Annotated in this window: 29 protein-coding genes and 1 pseudogene; 28 read left to right on the top strand and 2 right to left on the bottom strand. The window is 59.9% G+C overall.

Annotation, left to right across the window (positions count from 1 at the left end):
* The 28 genes from AC1D06_RS37835 to rplQ form a co-directional block, all read left to right on the top strand.
* Positions 1-198 (top strand): EF-Tu C-terminal domain-related protein (locus AC1D06_RS37835; RefSeq protein ID WP_477990744.1); only part of this gene is annotated, 198 nt, incomplete at its 5' end.
* A 102-nt stretch (positions 199-300) separates the two neighbouring features.
* A complete protein-coding gene (rpsJ, locus tag AC1D06_RS37830) occupies positions 301-609 on the top strand; it encodes a 30S ribosomal protein S10 (protein ID WP_137156080.1) in 309 nt (102 codons plus the stop codon).
* A gap of 155 nt (positions 610-764) precedes the next feature.
* Positions 765-1,445, top strand: a complete 681-nt coding sequence (gene rplC, locus AC1D06_RS37825) for a 50S ribosomal protein L3 (protein WP_477883451.1) — start codon at positions 765-767, stop codon at positions 1,443-1,445.
* Positions 1,446-1,455: 10 nt separating this feature from the next.
* Positions 1,456-2,076, top strand: a complete 621-nt coding sequence (gene rplD, locus AC1D06_RS37820; RefSeq protein ID WP_477883453.1) for a 50S ribosomal protein L4 — start codon at positions 1,456-1,458, stop codon at positions 2,074-2,076.
* The gene (locus AC1D06_RS37815; RefSeq protein ID WP_477883454.1) at positions 2,073-2,366 is read left to right on the top strand and encodes a 50S ribosomal protein L23; all 294 of its coding nucleotides are present in this window, start codon (positions 2,073-2,075) and stop codon (positions 2,364-2,366) included. The genes rplD and AC1D06_RS37815 overlap by 4 nt, the downstream gene beginning before the upstream one ends.
* An 11-nt stretch (positions 2,367-2,377) precedes the next feature.
* Positions 2,378-3,208 (top strand): 50S ribosomal protein L2, encoded by an 831-nt coding sequence (gene rplB, locus AC1D06_RS37810; protein ID WP_477883456.1) that lies wholly within the window; start codon positions 2,378-2,380, stop codon positions 3,206-3,208.
* Positions 3,209-3,230: 22 nt separating this feature from the next.
* Complete coding sequence (rpsS, locus tag AC1D06_RS37805) at positions 3,231-3,509, top strand: 30S ribosomal protein S19 (protein ID WP_477883458.1); 279 nt, start codon at positions 3,231-3,233, stop codon at positions 3,507-3,509.
* A 2-nt stretch (positions 3,510-3,511) separates the two neighbouring features.
* Complete coding sequence (rplV, locus tag AC1D06_RS37800) at positions 3,512-3,898, top strand: 50S ribosomal protein L22 (RefSeq protein ID WP_477990743.1); 387 nt, start codon at positions 3,512-3,514, stop codon at positions 3,896-3,898.
* Positions 3,898-4,608, top strand: coding sequence for a 30S ribosomal protein S3 (rpsC, locus tag AC1D06_RS37795; protein ID WP_477883461.1), 711 nt, complete (start codon positions 3,898-3,900; stop codon positions 4,606-4,608). The genes rplV and rpsC overlap by 1 nt, the downstream gene beginning before the upstream one ends.
* 28 nt (positions 4,609-4,636) lie before the next feature.
* Positions 4,637-5,050, top strand: a complete 414-nt coding sequence (gene rplP / locus AC1D06_RS37790; RefSeq protein WP_477883463.1) for a 50S ribosomal protein L16 — start codon at positions 4,637-4,639, stop codon at positions 5,048-5,050.
* Between the two features lie 12 nt (positions 5,051-5,062).
* A complete protein-coding gene (rpmC, locus tag AC1D06_RS37785; RefSeq protein WP_477883465.1) occupies positions 5,063-5,263 on the top strand; it encodes a 50S ribosomal protein L29 in 201 nt (66 codons plus the stop codon).
* Between the two features lie 12 nt (positions 5,264-5,275).
* Complete coding sequence (rpsQ, locus tag AC1D06_RS37780) at positions 5,276-5,512, top strand: 30S ribosomal protein S17 (protein WP_477883467.1); 237 nt, start codon at positions 5,276-5,278, stop codon at positions 5,510-5,512.
* Positions 5,513-5,715: 203 nt separating this feature from the next.
* Positions 5,716-6,084: a 50S ribosomal protein L14 gene (rplN, locus tag AC1D06_RS37775; RefSeq protein WP_201663652.1), complete on the top strand. Its 369-nt coding sequence runs from the start codon at positions 5,716-5,718 to the stop codon at positions 6,082-6,084.
* 18 nt (positions 6,085-6,102) lie between these two features.
* The gene (rplX, locus tag AC1D06_RS37770; protein WP_477883470.1) at positions 6,103-6,414 is read left to right on the top strand and encodes a 50S ribosomal protein L24; all 312 of its coding nucleotides are present in this window, start codon (positions 6,103-6,105) and stop codon (positions 6,412-6,414) included.
* Positions 6,407-6,964, top strand: coding sequence for a 50S ribosomal protein L5 (gene rplE / locus AC1D06_RS37765; RefSeq protein ID WP_477883472.1), 558 nt, complete (start codon positions 6,407-6,409; stop codon positions 6,962-6,964). The genes rplX and rplE overlap by 8 nt, the downstream gene beginning before the upstream one ends.
* Before the next feature lie 33 nt (positions 6,965-6,997).
* Positions 6,998-7,303 carry a 30S ribosomal protein S14 gene (gene rpsN, locus AC1D06_RS37760; RefSeq protein WP_477883474.1) on the top strand — a complete coding sequence of 102 codons (306 nt, stop codon included), beginning with the start codon at positions 6,998-7,000 and terminating at the stop codon, positions 7,301-7,303.
* 13 nt (positions 7,304-7,316) lie between these two features.
* The gene (rpsH, locus tag AC1D06_RS37755; RefSeq protein WP_477883477.1) at positions 7,317-7,715 is read left to right on the top strand and encodes a 30S ribosomal protein S8; all 399 of its coding nucleotides are present in this window, start codon (positions 7,317-7,319) and stop codon (positions 7,713-7,715) included.
* Between the two features lie 40 nt (positions 7,716-7,755).
* Positions 7,756-8,289 (top strand): 50S ribosomal protein L6, encoded by a 534-nt coding sequence (gene rplF, locus AC1D06_RS37750; protein ID WP_477883479.1) that lies wholly within the window; start codon positions 7,756-7,758, stop codon positions 8,287-8,289.
* A gap of 12 nt (positions 8,290-8,301) precedes the next feature.
* Positions 8,302-8,664: a 50S ribosomal protein L18 gene (gene rplR, locus AC1D06_RS37745; RefSeq protein WP_477883481.1), complete on the top strand. Its 363-nt coding sequence runs from the start codon at positions 8,302-8,304 to the stop codon at positions 8,662-8,664.
* Positions 8,665-8,799: 135 nt separating this feature from the next.
* Complete coding sequence (gene rpsE, locus AC1D06_RS37740) at positions 8,800-9,372, top strand: 30S ribosomal protein S5 (protein WP_477883482.1); 573 nt, start codon at positions 8,800-8,802, stop codon at positions 9,370-9,372.
* Positions 9,373-9,383: 11 nt separating this feature from the next.
* Positions 9,384-9,584, top strand: coding sequence for a 50S ribosomal protein L30 (gene rpmD / locus AC1D06_RS37735; protein WP_477883483.1), 201 nt, complete (start codon positions 9,384-9,386; stop codon positions 9,582-9,584).
* Positions 9,585-9,600: 16 nt separating this feature from the next.
* Positions 9,601-10,071 carry a 50S ribosomal protein L15 gene (rplO, locus tag AC1D06_RS37730; RefSeq protein WP_477883484.1) on the top strand — a complete coding sequence of 157 codons (471 nt, stop codon included), beginning with the start codon at positions 9,601-9,603 and terminating at the stop codon, positions 10,069-10,071.
* Positions 10,072-10,282: 211 nt separating this feature from the next.
* Positions 10,283-11,620, top strand: coding sequence for a preprotein translocase subunit SecY (gene secY / locus AC1D06_RS37725; RefSeq protein ID WP_477883486.1), 1,338 nt, complete (start codon positions 10,283-10,285; stop codon positions 11,618-11,620).
* Positions 11,620-12,204, top strand: a complete 585-nt coding sequence (locus tag AC1D06_RS37720; protein ID WP_477883488.1) for an adenylate kinase — start codon at positions 11,620-11,622, stop codon at positions 12,202-12,204. The genes secY and AC1D06_RS37720 overlap by 1 nt, the downstream gene beginning before the upstream one ends.
* A 235-nt stretch (positions 12,205-12,439) precedes the next feature.
* Positions 12,440-12,808, top strand: coding sequence for a 30S ribosomal protein S13 (rpsM, locus tag AC1D06_RS37715; RefSeq protein WP_477990745.1), 369 nt, complete (start codon positions 12,440-12,442; stop codon positions 12,806-12,808).
* 132 nt (positions 12,809-12,940) lie between these two features.
* On the top strand, positions 12,941-13,333 hold the full coding sequence (rpsK, locus tag AC1D06_RS37710) for a 30S ribosomal protein S11 (RefSeq protein ID WP_477883490.1): 393 nt from the start codon (positions 12,941-12,943) through the stop codon (positions 13,331-13,333).
* 97 nt (positions 13,334-13,430) lie between these two features.
* Positions 13,431-14,441, top strand: coding sequence for a DNA-directed RNA polymerase subunit alpha (locus AC1D06_RS37705; protein WP_477883492.1), 1,011 nt, complete (start codon positions 13,431-13,433; stop codon positions 14,439-14,441).
* A gap of 119 nt (positions 14,442-14,560) precedes the next feature.
* Positions 14,561-14,983, top strand: coding sequence for a 50S ribosomal protein L17 (gene rplQ, locus AC1D06_RS37700; RefSeq protein ID WP_477883494.1), 423 nt, complete (start codon positions 14,561-14,563; stop codon positions 14,981-14,983).
* 85 nt (positions 14,984-15,068) lie between these two features.
* Here the strand turns inward: rplQ and AC1D06_RS37695 are convergent, their stop codons facing one another.
* Positions 15,069-15,353, bottom strand: a complete 285-nt coding sequence (locus AC1D06_RS37695; RefSeq protein ID WP_477883496.1) for a hypothetical protein — start codon at positions 15,351-15,353, stop codon at positions 15,069-15,071.
* Positions 15,354-15,702: 349 nt separating this feature from the next.
* A pseudogene (locus AC1D06_RS37690) lies at positions 15,703-15,900 on the bottom strand (S-(hydroxymethyl)glutathione dehydrogenase); the annotation flags it as partial.

Genomic DNA, 15,900 nt, shown 5'->3' with positions numbered 1-15,900 from the left:
CAGTTCTATTTCCGCACGACGGACGTGACGGGCATCGTCACGCTTCCGGAAGGCACGGAAATGGTCATGCCGGGCGACAACGTGGCCGTTGACGTCGAGCTGATCGTTCCGATCGCGATGGAAGAGAAGCTGCGCTTCGCTATCCGCGAAGGCGGCCGTACCGTCGGCGCCGGCATCGTCGCCTCCATCGTCGAGTAATCGATTGACGTGAATGCGGGCAGGGGCGTTTGTCCCTGCCTCATTTATAGAAGAACAAGAACGCTGTCCGTCAATCGGACAAGACATTCAAGGACTAGTCGAATGAACGGCCAGAACATCCGCATCCGCCTGAAGGCGTTTGATCACCGGATCCTCGATGCCTCCACGCGCGAAATCGTGTCGACCGCCAAGCGCACCGGTGCGCAGGTTCGTGGTCCGGTGCCGCTGCCGACCCGCATCGAGCGCTTCACTGTCAACCGCTCGCCGCATGTGGACAAGAAGAGCCGCGAACAATTCGAGATGCGCACTCATAAGCGTCTTCTCGATATCGTCGATCCGACCCCGCAGACCGTTGACGCGCTGATGAAGCTCGATCTCGCTGCCGGTGTGGACGTCGAGATCAAGCTCTGACGAAGAGCCTGGCGTGAGCCAATAACAAGGAAGGTACGTGGCGCAAGCCAACGGCTTCCAAACCGGAAACCCCAAGGCAGTGATGCCTGAGGGAATCTTTAAACAAGAGGCGTGAAGGGGCTTGCCCCGTCAGGAACTCTCAAGAGGACGAACCAATGCGTTCAGGTGTAATTGCACAGAAACTGGGCATGACCCGCATCTACACAGATGCCGGCGAGCATGTTCCCGTCACGGTGTTGCGCATGGAAAGCTGCCAGGTGGTGGCCCAGCGCACGGAAGAGAAGAACGGCTATACCGCCGTTCAGCTCGGCGTCGGCGTGGCCAAGGTCAAGAACGTGTCGAAGGCTTCCCGCGGCAGCTTTGCTGTCGCCCAGGTCGAGCCGAAGGCCAAGCTGGCCGAATTCCGCGTCTCGGCCGACAACATGCTCGACGTCGGCACGGAACTGGCTGCCAGCCATTTCATCGCAGGCCAGTTGGTCGATGTGACCGGCACCTCGGTCGGTAAGGGTTTTCAGGGTGCTATGAAGCGCCACAATTTCGGCGGTCTGCGCGCCACGCACGGCGTGTCCGTCTCTCACCGTTCGCATGGTTCGACTGGTAACCGCCAGGATCCGGGCAAGGTCTTCAAGAACAAGAAGATGGCCGGCCACATGGGTCAGACGCGCGTCACCACGCAGAACCTCGAAGTCGTCTCGACCGATGACGATCGCGGCCTGATCCTGGTTCGCGGCGCAGTCCCCGGTTCCAAGGGTTCGTGGATCCTCGTCCGCGACGCCATCAAGTCGGGTGTCCCGGCCGACGCTCCGCGTCCGGCTGGCGTCCGCGCAGCGAAGTAAGGGGGCCGTGATGGATCTCGCAATCAAGACACTCGAAGGCAAGGACGCCGGCACGATCTCTCTCTCGGATGAGATTTTCGGCCTCGATCCGCGCGAAGACATCATTGCCCGCATGGTGCGCTACCAGCTCGCCAAGAAGACGCAGGGCACGCATCGCACCAAGACGCGCGCCGAAATCGCCCGCACCGGCAAGAAGATGTACAAGCAGAAGGGTACGGGCCGCGCCCGCCACCATTCGGCTCGTGCACCCCAGTTCCGTGGCGGTGGTCGCGCGCATGGCCCGGTGGTCCGCTCCTATGAGCACGACCTGCCGAAGAAGATCCGCGCTCTGGCGCTCCGTCACGCCCTGTCTGCCAAGATCAAGGCTTCGGAAGTGATCATCGTCGATGATCTGGTGGCGGCGGAAGCCAAGACCAAGTCGCTCATCGGTGCGTTTGCCGGCCTCGGCCTCACCAATGCGCTGTTCATCGGCGGCGCCGAGCTCGACGCCAACTTCAAGCTCGCCGCCCAGAACATCCCGAACGTGGACGTTCTGCCGGTTCAGGGCATCAACGTTTATGACATTCTGCGCCGCAACACGCTCGTGCTGTCCAAGGCTGCGGTTGAAGCTCTGGAGGAGCGGTTCAAATGACTGATCTTCGCCACTACGACGTAATCCGCACCCCGGCGATTACCGAAAAGTCGACCTTCGTTTCCGAAAACAACCAGGTTGTTTTCAACGTTGCGCTGGACGCTTCCAAGCCGGAAATCAAGGCTGCCGTCGAAGCCCTCTTCGGCGTCAAGGTCAAGGCCGTCAACACGCTGGTCCGCAAGGGCAAGACGAAGCGGTTCAAGACCACGATCGGCACGCAGCAGGACGTCAAGAAGGCCGTCGTGACGCTGGTCGAAGGCCAGACACTCGACGTGACCACCGGTCTCTGAGGAATAAGACAATGGCATTGAAAACTTTCAACCCGGTAACGCCGAGCCAGCGCCAGCTGGTCATCGTCGACCGTTCCGGCCTGCACAAGGGCAAGCCGGTCAAGTCGCTGACCGAAGGTCTGAATTCCAAGGGTGGCCGTAACAATCTCGGTCGCGTCACTGCCCGCTATCAGGGCGGTGGTCACAAGCGTTCCTATCGCCTGGTCGACTTCAAGCGTCGCAAGTTCGACGTCGAAGCCACGGTCGAGCGCCTGGAATATGACCCGAACCGCACCGCTTTCATCGCTCTTATCAAGTATAGCGATGGTGAGCTCTCTTACATCCTGGCGCCGCAGCGTCTTGCTGCCGGCGACAAGGTGATCGCTTCGCAGAAGGGCGCCGACGTCAAGCCCGGCAATGCGATGCCGCTGCAGTTCATCCCGGTCGGCTCCATCGTCCACAATGTGGAAATGAAGCCCGGCAAGGGTGGCCAGATGGCCCGCTCCGCCGGCACTTACGTGCAGCTCGTCGGCCGCGACCAGGGCATGGCGATCCTTCGCCTGGCCTCCGGTGAACAGCGCCTCGTTTCGGGCCTCTGCATGGCGTCGATCGGTGCAGTGTCCAATGCGGACCACATCAACACCAATGACGGCAAGGCCGGCCGGTCGATCTGGAAGGGCAAGCGCCCGCATGTTCGCGGCGTCGCCATGAACCCGGTCGACCATCCGCACGGCGGTGGTGAAGGCCGCACCTCCGGTGGTCGCCATCCGGTGACCCCCTGGGGCAAGCCGACCAAGGGCAAGCGCACCCGTTCGAACAAGTCGACCGACAAGTTCATCATGCGCTCGCGCCACAAGCGTTAATTGAGAAAGAGGAAGTCATAGAATGGCTCGTTCAGTTTGGAAAGGCCCGTTTGTCGACGGCTATCTTCTCAAGAAAGCTGAGAAGGTGCGTGCAGGCGGTCGCAGTGAAGTGATCAAGATGTGGAGCCGCCGCTCCACCATTCTTCCGCAGTTCGTCGGTCTGACGTTCGGCGTCTACAACGGCAACAAGCATGTGCCGGTGTCGGTCAACGAAGAAATGGTCGGCCACAAGTTCGGCGAATTCTCCCCGACCCGGACCTATTACGGTCACGGCGCGGACAAGAAGGCGAAGAGGAAGTAATCATGGGCAAGGCTAAGACAGAACGCCGGCTCAAGGACAACGAGGCTCAGGCCGTTGCCCGCACGATCCGGGTCAGCCCGCAGAAGCTCAACCTGGTTGCTGCGCTGATCCGCGGCAAGAAGGTCGACAAGGCGCTTGCCGAACTCGAATTCTCGCGCAAGCGGATTTCCGAGACCGTCAAGAAGACGCTGGAATCGGCGATCGCCAACGCGGAAAACAACCACGACCTCGACGTTGACTCGCTGATCGTCGCGGAAGCCTATGTGGGCAAGTCGATCGTCATRAAGCGTTTCCACGCTCGTGGCCGCGGCCGTGCATCCCGCATCGAGCGTCCCTTCGCTCACCTGACGATCGTCGTCCGCGAAGTTGCCGAGAAGGAGGCCGCATAATGGGTCAGAAAATCAATCCGATCGGCTTCCGTCTGGGCATCAACCGGACCTGGGACAGCCGCTGGTTCGCCGACAACGCCGAATATGGCCAGCTGCTGCATGAGGACCTTGCGATCCGCAACACTCTCATGAGTGAACTGAAGGCCGCCGGCATTGCCAAGGTGGTGATCGAGCGTCCGCACAAGAAGTGCCGCGTCACGATCCACTCGGCCCGTCCGGGTCTGATCATCGGCAAGAAGGGCGCCGACATCGAGAAGCTGCGCAAGCGGGTTTCCGAGATGACCCGCTCCGAGACGCATCTCAACATCGTTGAAGTGCGCAAGCCGGAAATCGACTCGACGCTGGTTGCACAGGGCATTGCCCAGCAGCTCGAGCGCCGCGTGGCCTTCCGCCGTGCGATGAAGCGCGCCGTCCAGTCGGCCATGCGTCTTGGCGCCGAAGGCATCAAGATCACTTGCGCCGGCCGTCTCGGCGGTGCGGAAATCGCCCGTACGGAATGGTACCGCGAAGGCCGCGTTCCGCTTCACACCCTGCGCGCCGATATCGACTACGGCGTTGCGGAAGCTCACACCGCCTTTGGCGTGTGCGGCATCAAGGTCTGGATCTTCAAGGGCGAAATCCTTGAACACGATCCGATGGCCTCGGAGCGTCGTGCCGTGGAAGGTGACAACCAGGGCGGCAACCAAAACCGTCGCCGCGAGAACGCGTAAAGCGTCGGCAGACTTCGGAGAATAACAAATGTTGCAGCCAAAGCGCACGAAGTTCCGCAAGCAGTTCAAAGGCCGTATCCATGGCGTTGCCAAGGGTGGTTTTGACTTGGCTTTCGGCGAATATGGGCTCAAGGCCCAGGAACCGAACCGGGTGAATGCCCGCGAGATCGAAGCGGCCCGCCGCGCGATCACCCGTCACATGAAGCGCGCCGGCCGCGTCTGGATCCGCGTGTTCCCGGACGTTCCCGTCACCAAGAAGCCGACTGAAGTCCGTATGGGCAAGGGCAAGGGTTCCGTTGAGTATTGGGCATGCAAGGTCAAGCCTGGCCGTGTGATGTTCGAAATTGACGGTGTCAGCGAAGAACTGGCACGCGAGGCTCTGCGTCTCGGTTCAGCCAAGCTCTCCGTCAAGACGCGCTTCATCCAGCGCATTGCCGAGTAAGGAGTGATTGAGATGAAATCGTCCGACGTTCGCGCGCTGAGCGCCGACCAGATGAATGACGAACTTGCCAAGCTGAAGAAGGAGCAGTTCAACCTGCGCTTCCAGAAGGCGACCGGTCAGCTCGAAAAGACCGCCCGCATCAACGAAGTTCGCAAGGACATTGCCCGTATTAAGACGATCGCCCGCCAGAAGGCGGCCGGCGTCAAGGCTTGAAGGATATAAGAAATGCCGAAACGCATTCTGCAGGGCACCGTCGTCAGCGACAAGAACGACAAGACCATCGTGGTCCGCGTCGAGCGTCGCTTTGCCCATCCTCTGCTTCAGAAGACGGTCCGCCGTTCGAAGAAGTACAAGGCACATGACGAACAGAACACGGTAAAGACCGGCGACATCGTTTCCATCGAGGAATGCGCGCCGATCTCCAAGGACAAGCGCTGGCGGGTCGTCCAGGTTCATCAGTGAGCCTCGACTACATCGCTGCGATATGAGCGCCCGCCCGGAATCGTCTTCCGGGCGTGAACTCTTTTAGAAAATCACTTGATTTTGGGCGAGTTTTCTATATGACGCGCCCATTCCAATGCAACTTGGATTCTCAAGCCGGATCAGGGGATCGGATCGCATGATCTTGTCCAACCAGTCCGGTCATAACAAGAAGGCGACCTGACATGATTCAGATGCAAACAAACCTCGACGTGGCGGATAATTCCGGCGCCCGTCGTGTCATGTGCATCAAGGTGCTGGGCGGCTCCAAGCGTAAATACGCTTCGATCGGCGACGTGATCGTCGTTTCGATCAAGGAAGCCATCCCGCGCGGCCGTGTTAAGAAGGGCGACGTGATGAAGGCCGTGGTGGTTCGCACCGCCAAGGACATCCGCCGTCCGGATGGAAGCGTTATCCGCTTCGACAGCAATGCAGCCGTTCTCATCGACAACAAGAAAGAGCCGATCGGCACGCGTATCTTCGGACCGGTTCCGCGCGAACTTCGCGCCAAGAACCACATGAAGATCATCTCGCTGGCTCCCGAAGTGCTCTGATCGAAAGGAACGACTGAGATGCAGAAGATTCGCAAAGGCGACAAGGTCGTCGTGCTGACCGGCAAGGACAAGGGTCGCTCCGGCGAAGTCCTCGTGGTCATGCCCAAGGAAGACCGCGCTGTTGTGCGCGGCGTCAACGTGGTCAAGCGCCATCAGCGCCAGACCGCTTCCCAGGAAGCTGGTATCATCAGCAAGGAAGCCCCGATCCATCTGTCGAACATCGCGATCGCCGACCCCAAGGACGGCAAGCCGACCCGCGTCGGTTTCAAGATCGAAGGCGACAAGAAGGTCCGCGTGGCCAAGCGTTCGGGAGTGTCCATCGATGGCTGAAGCTAAGTACGAGCCCCGGCTCAAAAAGGAATATACGTCCCGCGTCCGTGCTGCGATGCAGGAACAGTTCAGCTACGCCAACGAGATGATGATCCCGAAGGTCGACAAGATCGTCATCAATATGGGCGTGGGCGAAGCGACGGCTGATTCCAAGAAGCCTACCGTGGCTGCTGCCGACCTCGCCGCGATCGCCGGCCAGAAGCCGGTCGTCACCAAGGCACGCAACTCCATCGCAGGCTTCAAGGTCCGCGAGCACATGCCGATCGGCGCCAAGGTTACCCTTCGCGGCACCCGCATGTATGAATTCATGGATCGCCTGGTCAACATCGCGCTGCCGCGCGTTCGCGACTTCCGCGGCCTGAATCCGAAGAGCTTTGATGGCCGTGGCAACTTCGCCATGGGTATCAAGGAGCACATCGTGTTCCCGGAAATCAACTACGACAAGGTTGATCAGATGTGGGGCATGGACATCATCGTTTGCACGACGGCCTCGACCGACGACGAAGCTCGGGCTCTTCTGAAAGAGTTCAACTTCCCGTTCCGTACCTGACCGTAACGACGAGCGTAAAAAAGGAACTATCCAATGGCGAAAACGAGCGCAGTTGAAAAGAACAAGCGCCGCCGTAAACTGGTTGCCCAGCAGGCTAACAAGCGTGCCAAGCTGAAGGCCACCATTCAGAACCGCGAACTGCCGATCGAAGACAGGTTCCGGGCAACCCTCAAGCTGGCTGAGATGCCGCGCAATGGTTCCAAGACCCGCATCCGTAATCGGTGCGAAGTTACGGGCCGTCCGCGCGCCTTCTACCGGAAGCTCAAGATGTCGCGCGTGGCGCTCCGCCAGCTCGGCAACTTCGGGCAGATCCCCGGCATTGTGAAGTCCAGCTGGTAAGGAGGGCGAACAGATGTCCATGACTGATCCGTTGGGTGATATGCTCACCCGCATCCGCAACGGCGTTGCTCGCCGCAAGTCCTCCGTCAGCACGCCGGCTTCGACGCTGCGTGTCCGCGTGTTGGACGTGCTGCAGGCCGAAGGCTATATCCGCGGTTATTCCAAGACCGATTTTGAGAACGGCAAGTCCGAGATCAATATCGAACTCAAGTACTACGAAGGTGCGCCGGTCATTCGCAAGATCGACCGCGTCTCCAAGCCGGGCCGCCGGGTCTATGTCTCGGTCAAGTCCATTCCGCAGGTCGCGAACGGCCTCGGCATTTCGATCCTTTCGACTCCGAAGGGCGTGATGGCCGATCACCAGGCTCGCGAACAGAACGTTGGTGGCGAGTTGCTCTGCTCGATCTTCTGATCGGCATAGCTCTCGCATAGCGAACAGACAGGTAGAAAATATGTCTCGTATCGGTAAAAAGCCCGTTCAGGTTCCTGCTGGCGTGACCGCTGCTGTCGAAGGACAGACGGTGACCGTGAAGGGCCCGAAGGGCGAACTCAAATTCGTCGTCAATGACGAAGTGCTCGTCAAGCTCGAAGATAACGCCGTGGCGGTTTCGCCGATCAACGAAAGCAAGGATGCCCGCGCCAAGTGGGGCATGTCGCGCACGATGATCAGCAACCTGCTCAAGGGCGTGAAGGACGGCTACGAAAAGAAGCTCGAAATCAACGGCGTTGGTTACAAGGCCGCCATGCAGGGCAAGAACCTGCAGCTTTCGCTCGGCTTCTCGCATGATGTGGTCTACTCGCCGCCGGAAGGCATCAGCATCACGGTGCCGAAGCCGACGGAAATCACCGTCACTGGCATCGACAAGCAGATTGTCGGCCAGGTCGCAGCGGAAATCCGCGAATATCGCGGCCCCGAGCCCTATAAGGGCAAGGGTGTCAAATACGCCGGCGAGCGTATTGTCCGCAAAGAAGGCAAGAAGAAGTAAGGAAGCGGAACAATGGCCAGCACAAAAGAAAATATGGTGCGCCGCGCGAGCCGCGTCCGCCGTCAGCTCAAGAAGGTCGCCAATGGTCGCCCGCGTCTCAGCGTGCATCGTTCGTCCAAGAATATCTACGTCCAGGTCATCGATGACGTCGCCGGCAAGACGCTGGCGTCTGCCTCGACGCTCGATACGGCACTGCGCTCTTCGCTGAAGACCGGCGCCGACATCGCGGCCGCCGCTGCCGTTGGCAAGCTCGTCGCCGAGCGTGCTGTCGCCGCTGGCGTCAAGGACGTGGTGTTCGACCGCGGTTCGTTCATCTATCACGGCCGCATCAAGGCGCTTGCCGATGCTGCCCGCGAAGGTGGCCTGAACTTCTGATCGGTCGCCCGGTTTTCCGGGCGTCTGTCCCCGAAGCCTATGCTTCAACCAAGCCGGACCTCGGTCCCTTCAGGGGATACCGGGGTCTCACTTTAAATTGCCGATTGCACCCGGAAAAAAATAAGGAAAAGGACAATGGCACAGGAAAAGAGGTCTTCGCGCGAAGACCGTCAGAGCCGCGAAGAGCGCGATAGCGAATTCGTCGATAAGCTCGTTGCCATCAATCGCGTTGCCAAGGTGGTCAAGGGTGGCCGCCGTTTCGGTTTCGCAGCACTCGTCGTCGTCGGTGACCAGAAGGGTCGCGTCGGCTTTGGCCATGGCAAGGCGCGCGAAGTGCCGGAAGCCATCCGCAAAGCTACGGAAGCCGCCAAGCGCGACCTGATCTTCGTGCCGCTGCGCGATGGACGCACGCTGCATCACGACGTTCCCGGCCGCCACGGCGCCGGCAAGGTTCTGCTGCGTTCGGCTCCGGCCGGTACCGGAATCATCGCCGGTGGTCCGATGCGCGCCGTCTTCGAAACGCTCGGCGTTCATGACGTCGTTGCCAAGTCGACCGGTTCGTCGAACCCCTACAACATGGTGCGCGCCACCTTCGACGCCCTGAAGAACCAGGTGCATCCGAAGGACGTCGCGGCCCAGCGCGGCATCAAGTACGCGACGCTTCAGGCTCGTCGTCAGCATGCCGGCGTCGCTGCTGCTGAAGAATAAGGAGCCGGACCATGGCCAAAAAAACTGAAGCAAAGACAGTTACCGTCGAACAGATCGGTAGCCCGACCCGCCGGCCCGACAAGCAGCAGAAGACGCTGATCGGCCTCGGCCTCAACAAGATGCATCGCGTCCGTACCCTCGAAGACACGCCGTCCGTGCGTGGCATGATCGCTTCGGTCAGCCACCTGGTTCGTGTCGTCGAAGACAAGTAAGGCGGGAGAGACGACCATGAAACTGAATGAAGTGACCGATAACGAAGGCGCACTCAAGCGCCGCAAGCGCCTGGGCCGTGGTATCGGCTCCGGCTCCGGCAAGACCGGCGGCCGCGGCGTCAAGGGTCAGAAGGCACGCTCCGGCGTTGCCATCAACGGCTTCGAAGGCGGCCAGATGCCGATCTATCGTCGTCTGCCGAAGCGCGGCTTCAACAATATCTTCCGTGAAGACTTTGTTGTCGTTTCGCTCGCCCGCGTCCAGGCTGCAGTCGATGCCAAGAAGCTCGACGCTTCCAAGACCGTCGATGCCGAAACGCTCAAGGCTGCCGGCGTCATTCGGCGCGCCAAAGCCGGCGTCCGCGTGCTCGCCGATGGCGAAGTCACCACCAAGCTTTCCTTCGAAGTCGCCGGCGCCTCCAAGGCCGCGATCGAGAAGATCGAGAAGGCTGGCGGCGCCGTCAAGCTGCTCTCGGCAGCTGCCGAGTAAGTCTCGTGAAATTGAACGCCCGGTGCTTCACACCGGGCGTTTTTGCTCCTATATGAGAGCCTCTATTGTGGACACCGCCAGCCGGATGTCTGCGCGACCCGTAGACCGGGATGAGGCCGTGTACAGCTTCACGCTGCCCGCTTCCGGTAAATTTCAGACCTACCAGTCCGGCTGTCGTCCCTGATCAGGAACCGGATTCGCGGAGAGTTTCATGGCTTCTGCAGCGGAACAGCTTGCATCCAATCTTAGTTTCTCGACATTTGCCAAAGCGGATGATTTGAAGAAGCGCCTGTGGTTCACCCTCGGTGCGCTGCTCGTCTATCGCCTCGGCACCTATATTCCGCTGCCGGGCATCGACCTCGACGTGTTCGCCAAGGCGTTCGACAGCCAGTCGGGCGGTATCCTTGGCCTGTTCAACATGTTCTCCGGCGGTGCCGTGAGCCGTATGGCGATTTTCGCCCTTGGCATCATGCCGTATATCTCCGCTTCGATTATCGTCCAGCTGATGACCTCCGTCGTGCCTGCGCTCGAGCAGCTGAAGAAGGAGGGCGAGCAGGGCCGCAAGATGATCAACCAGTACACCCGCTACGGCACGGTGATTCTGGGTGCGCTGCAGGCTTATGGCATCGCCATATCCATGGAGGCGGGTCAGCATATCGTCGTCGATCCCGGTTGGTTCTTCCGCTTCTCGACCGTCGTCACGCTGCTTGGCGGCACTATGTTCCTGATGTGGCTCGGTGAACAGATCACCTCACGCGGCATCGGCAACGGCATTTCGCTGATCATCTTCTCCGGTATCGTCGCCAATCTGCCGACTGCGATGGGCCACGCGCTCGAAATGAGCCGTACGGGCGCTCTGTCGGTGACCGTCATCCTGATTGTTGCCGTGGTTGCGATCGCCGCGATCACCATGATCGTGTTCTTCGAACGCGCTCAACGTCGGCTTTTGATCCAGTATCCGAAGCGCCAGGTGGGCAACCGAATGTTTCAGGGCGACACGTCGCATCTGCCGCTGAAGCTCAACACATCGGGCGTTATCCCGGCTATTTTCGCTTCGTCGCTGCTGCTCCTGCCGGCGACGCTGGCTGGCTTCTCCGGCGGCGCCAACCTGCCGGATTGGGCAACGGCTATTGTTGCGGCGCTCGGCCATGGACAGCCGCTCTATATGGTCTTCTACGCCGGGCTGATTGCCTTCTTCGCCTTCTTCTACACGGCTATCGTCTTCAATCCGAAGGATACGGCCGATAACCTGAAGAAGCATGGCGGCTTCATCCCAGGTATCCGGCCGGGCGAACGCACCGCAGAATATATTGATTATGTCCTCACGCGCATCACTGTGATCGGCGCTCTCTACCTGATCATCGTCTGCAGCCTGCCGGAAATCCTCATTGCCCAGACCGGTGTGCCATTCTACCTTGGTGGTACGTCGCTTTTGATTGTTGTCAGCGTTACCCTTGATACGGTAGCACAGATCCAAGGCCATCTGATTGCCACGCAGTATGAGGGCCTGATTAAAAAATCGAAGCTCCGGGGAGGTAAGAGGGGATAATGCGATTAATTCTGTTGGGGCCGCCGGGCGCGGGGAAGGGTACTCAGGCCAAGCGGCTGACGGAAAAGAACGGCATCCCGCAACTGTCGACAGGCGATATGTTGCGTGCTGCCGTCGCGGAGCAGACCGAGGTCGGCAAGCGTGCGAAAGCCGTGATGGACGCCGGTCAGCTCGTGTCCGACGAGATCGTCAATCAGATCGTTTCCGAACGCATTGACGCGCCGGACTGCAAAAAGGGCTTCATCCTCGACGGCTTCCCGCGCACGGTGCCGCAGGCGAAGGCGCTGAGCACGATGCTGAGTGACAAGGGCCTGCGACTCGATGCAGTGATCGAATTGCTGGTGGATGAGGCGGCTTTGGTGAGCCGCATCGAATCGCGCGTCGCAGAGACCGTGGCCGCTGGCGGCAAGGTTCGCTCGGATGACAATCCGGAAGCGTTCAAGAAGAGACTCGTCGAGTATCGCGAGAAGACGGCCCCGCTTTCGGCTTATTATGCCGAGACAGGCGAACTTAGGACTGTCGATGGCATGGCGGATATCGACCATGTGACGGCCGAGATAGAAAAGATATTGGTTTCAGCCTGACCTGGGCTTTAATCAAAAAAAATGGCTCGGGAGTTGACTTTTTCAAGCGATTCCGCCAAAGACTGCGCCAACTCGCTAGACACAATGCGATCGGCGCGGATTTCCCCGCAGGGGAGACCTCGTTCGGTCGCTTTTGATATGAAGCGAACGGCAATTTAAACAAGTGACCGCACCGCCGGTCGCGCAACGAAGAAGCCGATTGCCGGATGGCAACCGGAATGCAAGGAGAACAGGCGTGGCTCGTATTGCTGGCGTCAACATCCCGACTCAGAAGCGCGTTGTGATCGCTCTTCAGTACATTCACGGGATTGGACCGAAGTTTGCTCAGGAAATCATCGAAAAGGTTGGCATTCCGGCGGAACGCCGTGTTCACCAGCTGACCGATGCCGAGATCCTGCAGATCCGTGAAGCCATCGACCGCGACTATCGGGTCGAAGGCGATCTGCGTCGCGAAACCTCGATGAATATCAAGCGTCTGATGGACCTCGGCAGCTATCGCGGCCTGCGTCATCGTCGCTCTCTGCCGGTGCGCGGTCAGCGCACACATACCAATGCCCGCACCCGCAAGGGTCCGGCAAAGGCGATTGCCGGCAAGAAGAAGTAATTTCGACGCGAATAGCGAAAAGCGAGTAGCGAATAGGGTGGCCCTCTATTCGCTACTCGCTCTTTAGCTGCTCGCATCGAAGGTGTAGCCGCTGGAATTACGGCGGCGAAGAGATCAACGGAAGGAAGACTTATGGCTAAGCAGGAAGCTGCGCGCGTTCGCCGTCGCGAACGCAAGAATATCTCGTCGGGCGTCGCCCATGTGAACTCGACGTTCAACAACACCATGATCACCATCACCGACGCGCAGGGCAACGCGATTGCCTGGTCGTCCGCCGGCGCCAAGGGTTTCAAGGGCTCGCGCAAGTCGACCCCGTTCGCCGCCCAGATGGCTGCCGAAGATTGCGCCAAGAAGGCCCAGGAACACGGCATGCGTCAGCTCGAAGTCGAAGTCTGCGGTCCGGGTTCGGGTCGTGAATCGGCTCTCCGCGCGCTGCAGGCTGCCGGCTTCACCATCACCTCGATCCGTGACGTGACGCCGATCCCGCACAACGGTTGCCGTCCGCGCAAGAAGCGCCGCGTCTGATCATATTTGTATCTACGGACTGGGCTGAATGCACGGTCCGACATCCTCGATATCGATTGCCACGATTGGATGGTGGCACGAAGGGAAGGCGAAAGTCATGATCCAGAAGAACTGGCAGGAACTCATCAAGCCGAACAAGGTGGAATTCACCTCGTCGACGCGCTCCAAGGCGACGCTGGTCGCCGAGCCGCTCGAGCGTGGATTCGGCCTGACGCTGGGCAACGCGCTGCGTCGCGTTCTGCTCTCGTCGCTGCGCGGCGCTGCCGTCACAGCCGTGCAGATCGATGGTGTTCTGCACGAATTCTCGTCGATTCCGGGCGTCCGCGAAGACGTTACGGATATCGTCCTCAACATCAAGGAAATCGCCATCAAGATGGACGGCGATGATTCCAAGCGCATGGTCGTGCGCAAGCAGGGCCCGGGCCAGGTCACCGCTGGTGACATCCAGACGGTCGGCGATATCGAAATCCTCAATCCGGGCCATGTGATCTGCACGCTCGACGAGGGCGCCGAGATCCGCATGGAATTCACCGTCGCCAACGGCAAGGGCTACGTGCCGGCCGATCGCAACCGTTCGGAAGATGCTCCGATCGGTCTGATCCCGGTCGACAGCCTGTTCTCGCCGGTCAAGAAAGTGTCCTACAAGGTGGAAAACACCCGCGAAGGCCAGGTTCTCGACTATGACAAGCTGACCATGACCATCGAAACCGATGGTTCGGTTACCGGCGAAGACGCCGTTGCGTTCGCAGCCCGTATTCTTCAGGACCAGCTCTCCGTGTTCGTCAACTTCGACGAGCCGCAGAAGGAGACCGAGGAAGAGACCATCACCGAGCTCGCCTTCAACCCGGCACTGCTCAAGAAGGTCGACGAGCTGGAACTCTCGGTCCGCTCGGCAAACTGCCTGAAAAACGACAACATCGTCTATATCGGCGACCTCATTCAGAAGACCGAAGCAGAAATGCTGCGCACTCCGAACTTTGGTCGCAAGTCGCTGAACGAAATCAAGGAAGTTCTCGCGTCCATGGGCCTCCATCTCGGTATGGAAGTCCCGGCCTGGCCGCCAGAGAACATCGAAGAGCTCGCCAAGCGTTACGAAGACCAGTACTAAGCAACAAAAAGGCAGGGACGACTTGCCTTTTCCCAGACAAACGGCAGGGACTTGTCCCTGCTTGTGCCAGGAAACGGCAGGTCCGAAATAGAGGAACCTGCACTTAAAGGAGTATAGCCATGCGCCACGGAAATTCGGGTCGCAAGCTCAACAGAACCGCTGAACACCGCAAGGCGATGTTCAAGAACATGGCGGCCTCGCTCATCGAACATGAGCAGATCGTCACCACTTTGCCGAAGGCGAAGGAAATCCGCCCGATCGTCGAGAAGCTTGTGACGCTCGGCAAGCGCGGCGACCTGCATGCCCGCCGTCAGGCGATCTCGCAGGTCGGCAGCGCTGAACTCGTCTCGCGCCTGTTCGCCACGATCGCGCCGCGCTACGCCAACCGCAACGGCGGCTACCTGCGCATCATGAAGGCCGGCTTCCGCCATGGCGACAACGCACCGCTCGCCGTGATCGAATTCGTCGATCGCGACGTCTCCGCCAAGGGCGCTGCAGACCACGCACGCGTCGAGGCCGAGAAGGCTGCCGAAGCCGCCTGATTTCAGGTGACCGGTGAAACAGATCGAAAAGCCGGGCTCGCGCCCGGCTTTTCGTATTTGCGGTGGCATGGGCCTGTATCCGGGTTCAATCTCTCGGCAACCGGCTGACCAGGAATTTATTGTTGCCCTTATTGCGGCAGTGGCGGCAGAGGAGGGAAGGCTCCAGTTCTATCAGGCTGACGCCCGGCTGGCGGCGTGCGAGCTCCTGCCGGTCAATCCTTCCCTCGTGCTTACAAAGCGCGCATCGCCCGCCGAGAACGTCGTACTGGCCGAGAGCCTCCGGTGTCACCGCCTTGAGTTGGTACAGCGCAGCCGCGTCGATGCGGCTGAGATCATCGGGGATCAATTGGATCGACCGTTCGTGGCGCATCGGTTCATGCCTCTTCGCAGACCGATATCCGGCCGGCCGGCCGCGATGTGGTCTTTCGTTCCTCTACGGCAATCATAGCTGCGAGCCGCGTTTCCTCTTGCCGGAAAGCGCAGTCCCGACAGGCGCAGAGAAAGCGCGGCGCTGGCACAGATGATAGCCGCAGAGCTCTGCTTTCGGCACGAAAAGACCTCTCCGCCGATGTCGCCATGGCAGCTCCTCCTTGCGGCAGTTGCTATTTGTTCTTATTTTGTTCTTATGGCCGGGCGGAGTCAAGCGCGCAGAGGATGCAATGAAAAACGCGCCGGATATACTTCGGCGCGTTCCGAAAATCTGAGCAAGTGTCGGATGATCAGTAGATCACCACGCTCCTGATGCTCTCGCCGCCATGCATCAGCTCGAAACCCTTGTTGATGTCTTCGAGCGGCATGGTGTGGGTGATCATCGGGTCGATCTGGATCTTGCCATCCATGTACCAATCGACGATCTTGGGCACATCGGTGCGGCCGCGGGCGCCACCGAAGGCGGTGCCCATCCAGGTACGGCCCGT

It is taken from the genome of Rhizobium sp. P2_G2 (assembly GCF_056403555.1).
Note: the sequence above shows the minus strand (reverse complement) of the source record. Positions and strands in the feature narration are given on the sequence as shown.

Excerpts from the sequence above, each read along its gene's own strand:
- rpsN (WP_477883474.1), top strand. The coding sequence starts at position 6,998 with ATGGCGAAAACGAGCGCAGTTGAAAAGAACAAGCGCCGCCGTAAACTG.
- rplR (WP_477883481.1), top strand. The coding sequence starts at position 8,302 with ATGGCCAGCACAAAAGAAAATATGGTGCGCCGCGCGAGCCGCGTCCGC.
- rplN (WP_201663652.1), top strand. The coding sequence starts at position 5,716 with ATGATTCAGATGCAAACAAACCTCGACGTGGCGGATAATTCCGGCGCC.
- AC1D06_RS37705 (WP_477883492.1), top strand. The coding sequence starts at position 13,431 with ATGATCCAGAAGAACTGGCAGGAACTCATCAAGCCGAACAAGGTGGAA.
- rplO (WP_477883484.1), top strand. The coding sequence starts at position 9,601 with ATGAAACTGAATGAAGTGACCGATAACGAAGGCGCACTCAAGCGCCGC.
- rplD (WP_477883453.1), top strand. The coding sequence starts at position 1,456 with ATGGATCTCGCAATCAAGACACTCGAAGGCAAGGACGCCGGCACGATC.
- rpsH (WP_477883477.1), top strand. The coding sequence starts at position 7,317 with ATGTCCATGACTGATCCGTTGGGTGATATGCTCACCCGCATCCGCAAC.
- rplX (WP_477883470.1), top strand. The coding sequence starts at position 6,103 with ATGCAGAAGATTCGCAAAGGCGACAAGGTCGTCGTGCTGACCGGCAAG.
- AC1D06_RS37720 (WP_477883488.1), top strand. The coding sequence starts at position 11,620 with ATGCGATTAATTCTGTTGGGGCCGCCGGGCGCGGGGAAGGGTACTCAG.
- rpsQ (WP_477883467.1), top strand. The coding sequence starts at position 5,276 with ATGCCGAAACGCATTCTGCAGGGCACCGTCGTCAGCGACAAGAACGAC.
- rpmD (WP_477883483.1), top strand. The coding sequence starts at position 9,384 with ATGGCCAAAAAAACTGAAGCAAAGACAGTTACCGTCGAACAGATCGGT.
- secY (WP_477883486.1), top strand. The coding sequence starts at position 10,283 with ATGGCTTCTGCAGCGGAACAGCTTGCATCCAATCTTAGTTTCTCGACA.
- rplF (WP_477883479.1), top strand. The coding sequence starts at position 7,756 with ATGTCTCGTATCGGTAAAAAGCCCGTTCAGGTTCCTGCTGGCGTGACC.
- rpsE (WP_477883482.1), top strand. The coding sequence starts at position 8,800 with ATGGCACAGGAAAAGAGGTCTTCGCGCGAAGACCGTCAGAGCCGCGAA.
- rplB (WP_477883456.1), top strand. The coding sequence starts at position 2,378 with ATGGCATTGAAAACTTTCAACCCGGTAACGCCGAGCCAGCGCCAGCTG.
- rpsS (WP_477883458.1), top strand. The coding sequence starts at position 3,231 with ATGGCTCGTTCAGTTTGGAAAGGCCCGTTTGTCGACGGCTATCTTCTC.
- rplP (WP_477883463.1), top strand. The coding sequence starts at position 4,637 with ATGTTGCAGCCAAAGCGCACGAAGTTCCGCAAGCAGTTCAAAGGCCGT.
- rplE (WP_477883472.1), top strand. The coding sequence starts at position 6,407 with ATGGCTGAAGCTAAGTACGAGCCCCGGCTCAAAAAGGAATATACGTCC.
- rpmC (WP_477883465.1), top strand. The coding sequence starts at position 5,063 with ATGAAATCGTCCGACGTTCGCGCGCTGAGCGCCGACCAGATGAATGAC.
- rplQ (WP_477883494.1), top strand. The coding sequence starts at position 14,561 with ATGCGCCACGGAAATTCGGGTCGCAAGCTCAACAGAACCGCTGAACAC.
- AC1D06_RS37695 (WP_477883496.1), bottom strand. The coding sequence starts at position 15,353 with ATGCGCCACGAACGGTCGATCCAATTGATCCCCGATGATCTCAGCCGC.
- AC1D06_RS37815 (WP_477883454.1), top strand. The coding sequence starts at position 2,073 with ATGACTGATCTTCGCCACTACGACGTAATCCGCACCCCGGCGATTACC.
- rplC (WP_477883451.1), top strand. The coding sequence starts at position 765 with ATGCGTTCAGGTGTAATTGCACAGAAACTGGGCATGACCCGCATCTAC.
- rpsC (WP_477883461.1), top strand. The coding sequence starts at position 3,898 with ATGGGTCAGAAAATCAATCCGATCGGCTTCCGTCTGGGCATCAACCGG.
- rpsK (WP_477883490.1), top strand. The coding sequence starts at position 12,941 with ATGGCTAAGCAGGAAGCTGCGCGCGTTCGCCGTCGCGAACGCAAGAAT.
- rpsJ (WP_137156080.1), top strand. The coding sequence starts at position 301 with ATGAACGGCCAGAACATCCGCATCCGCCTGAAGGCGTTTGATCACCGG.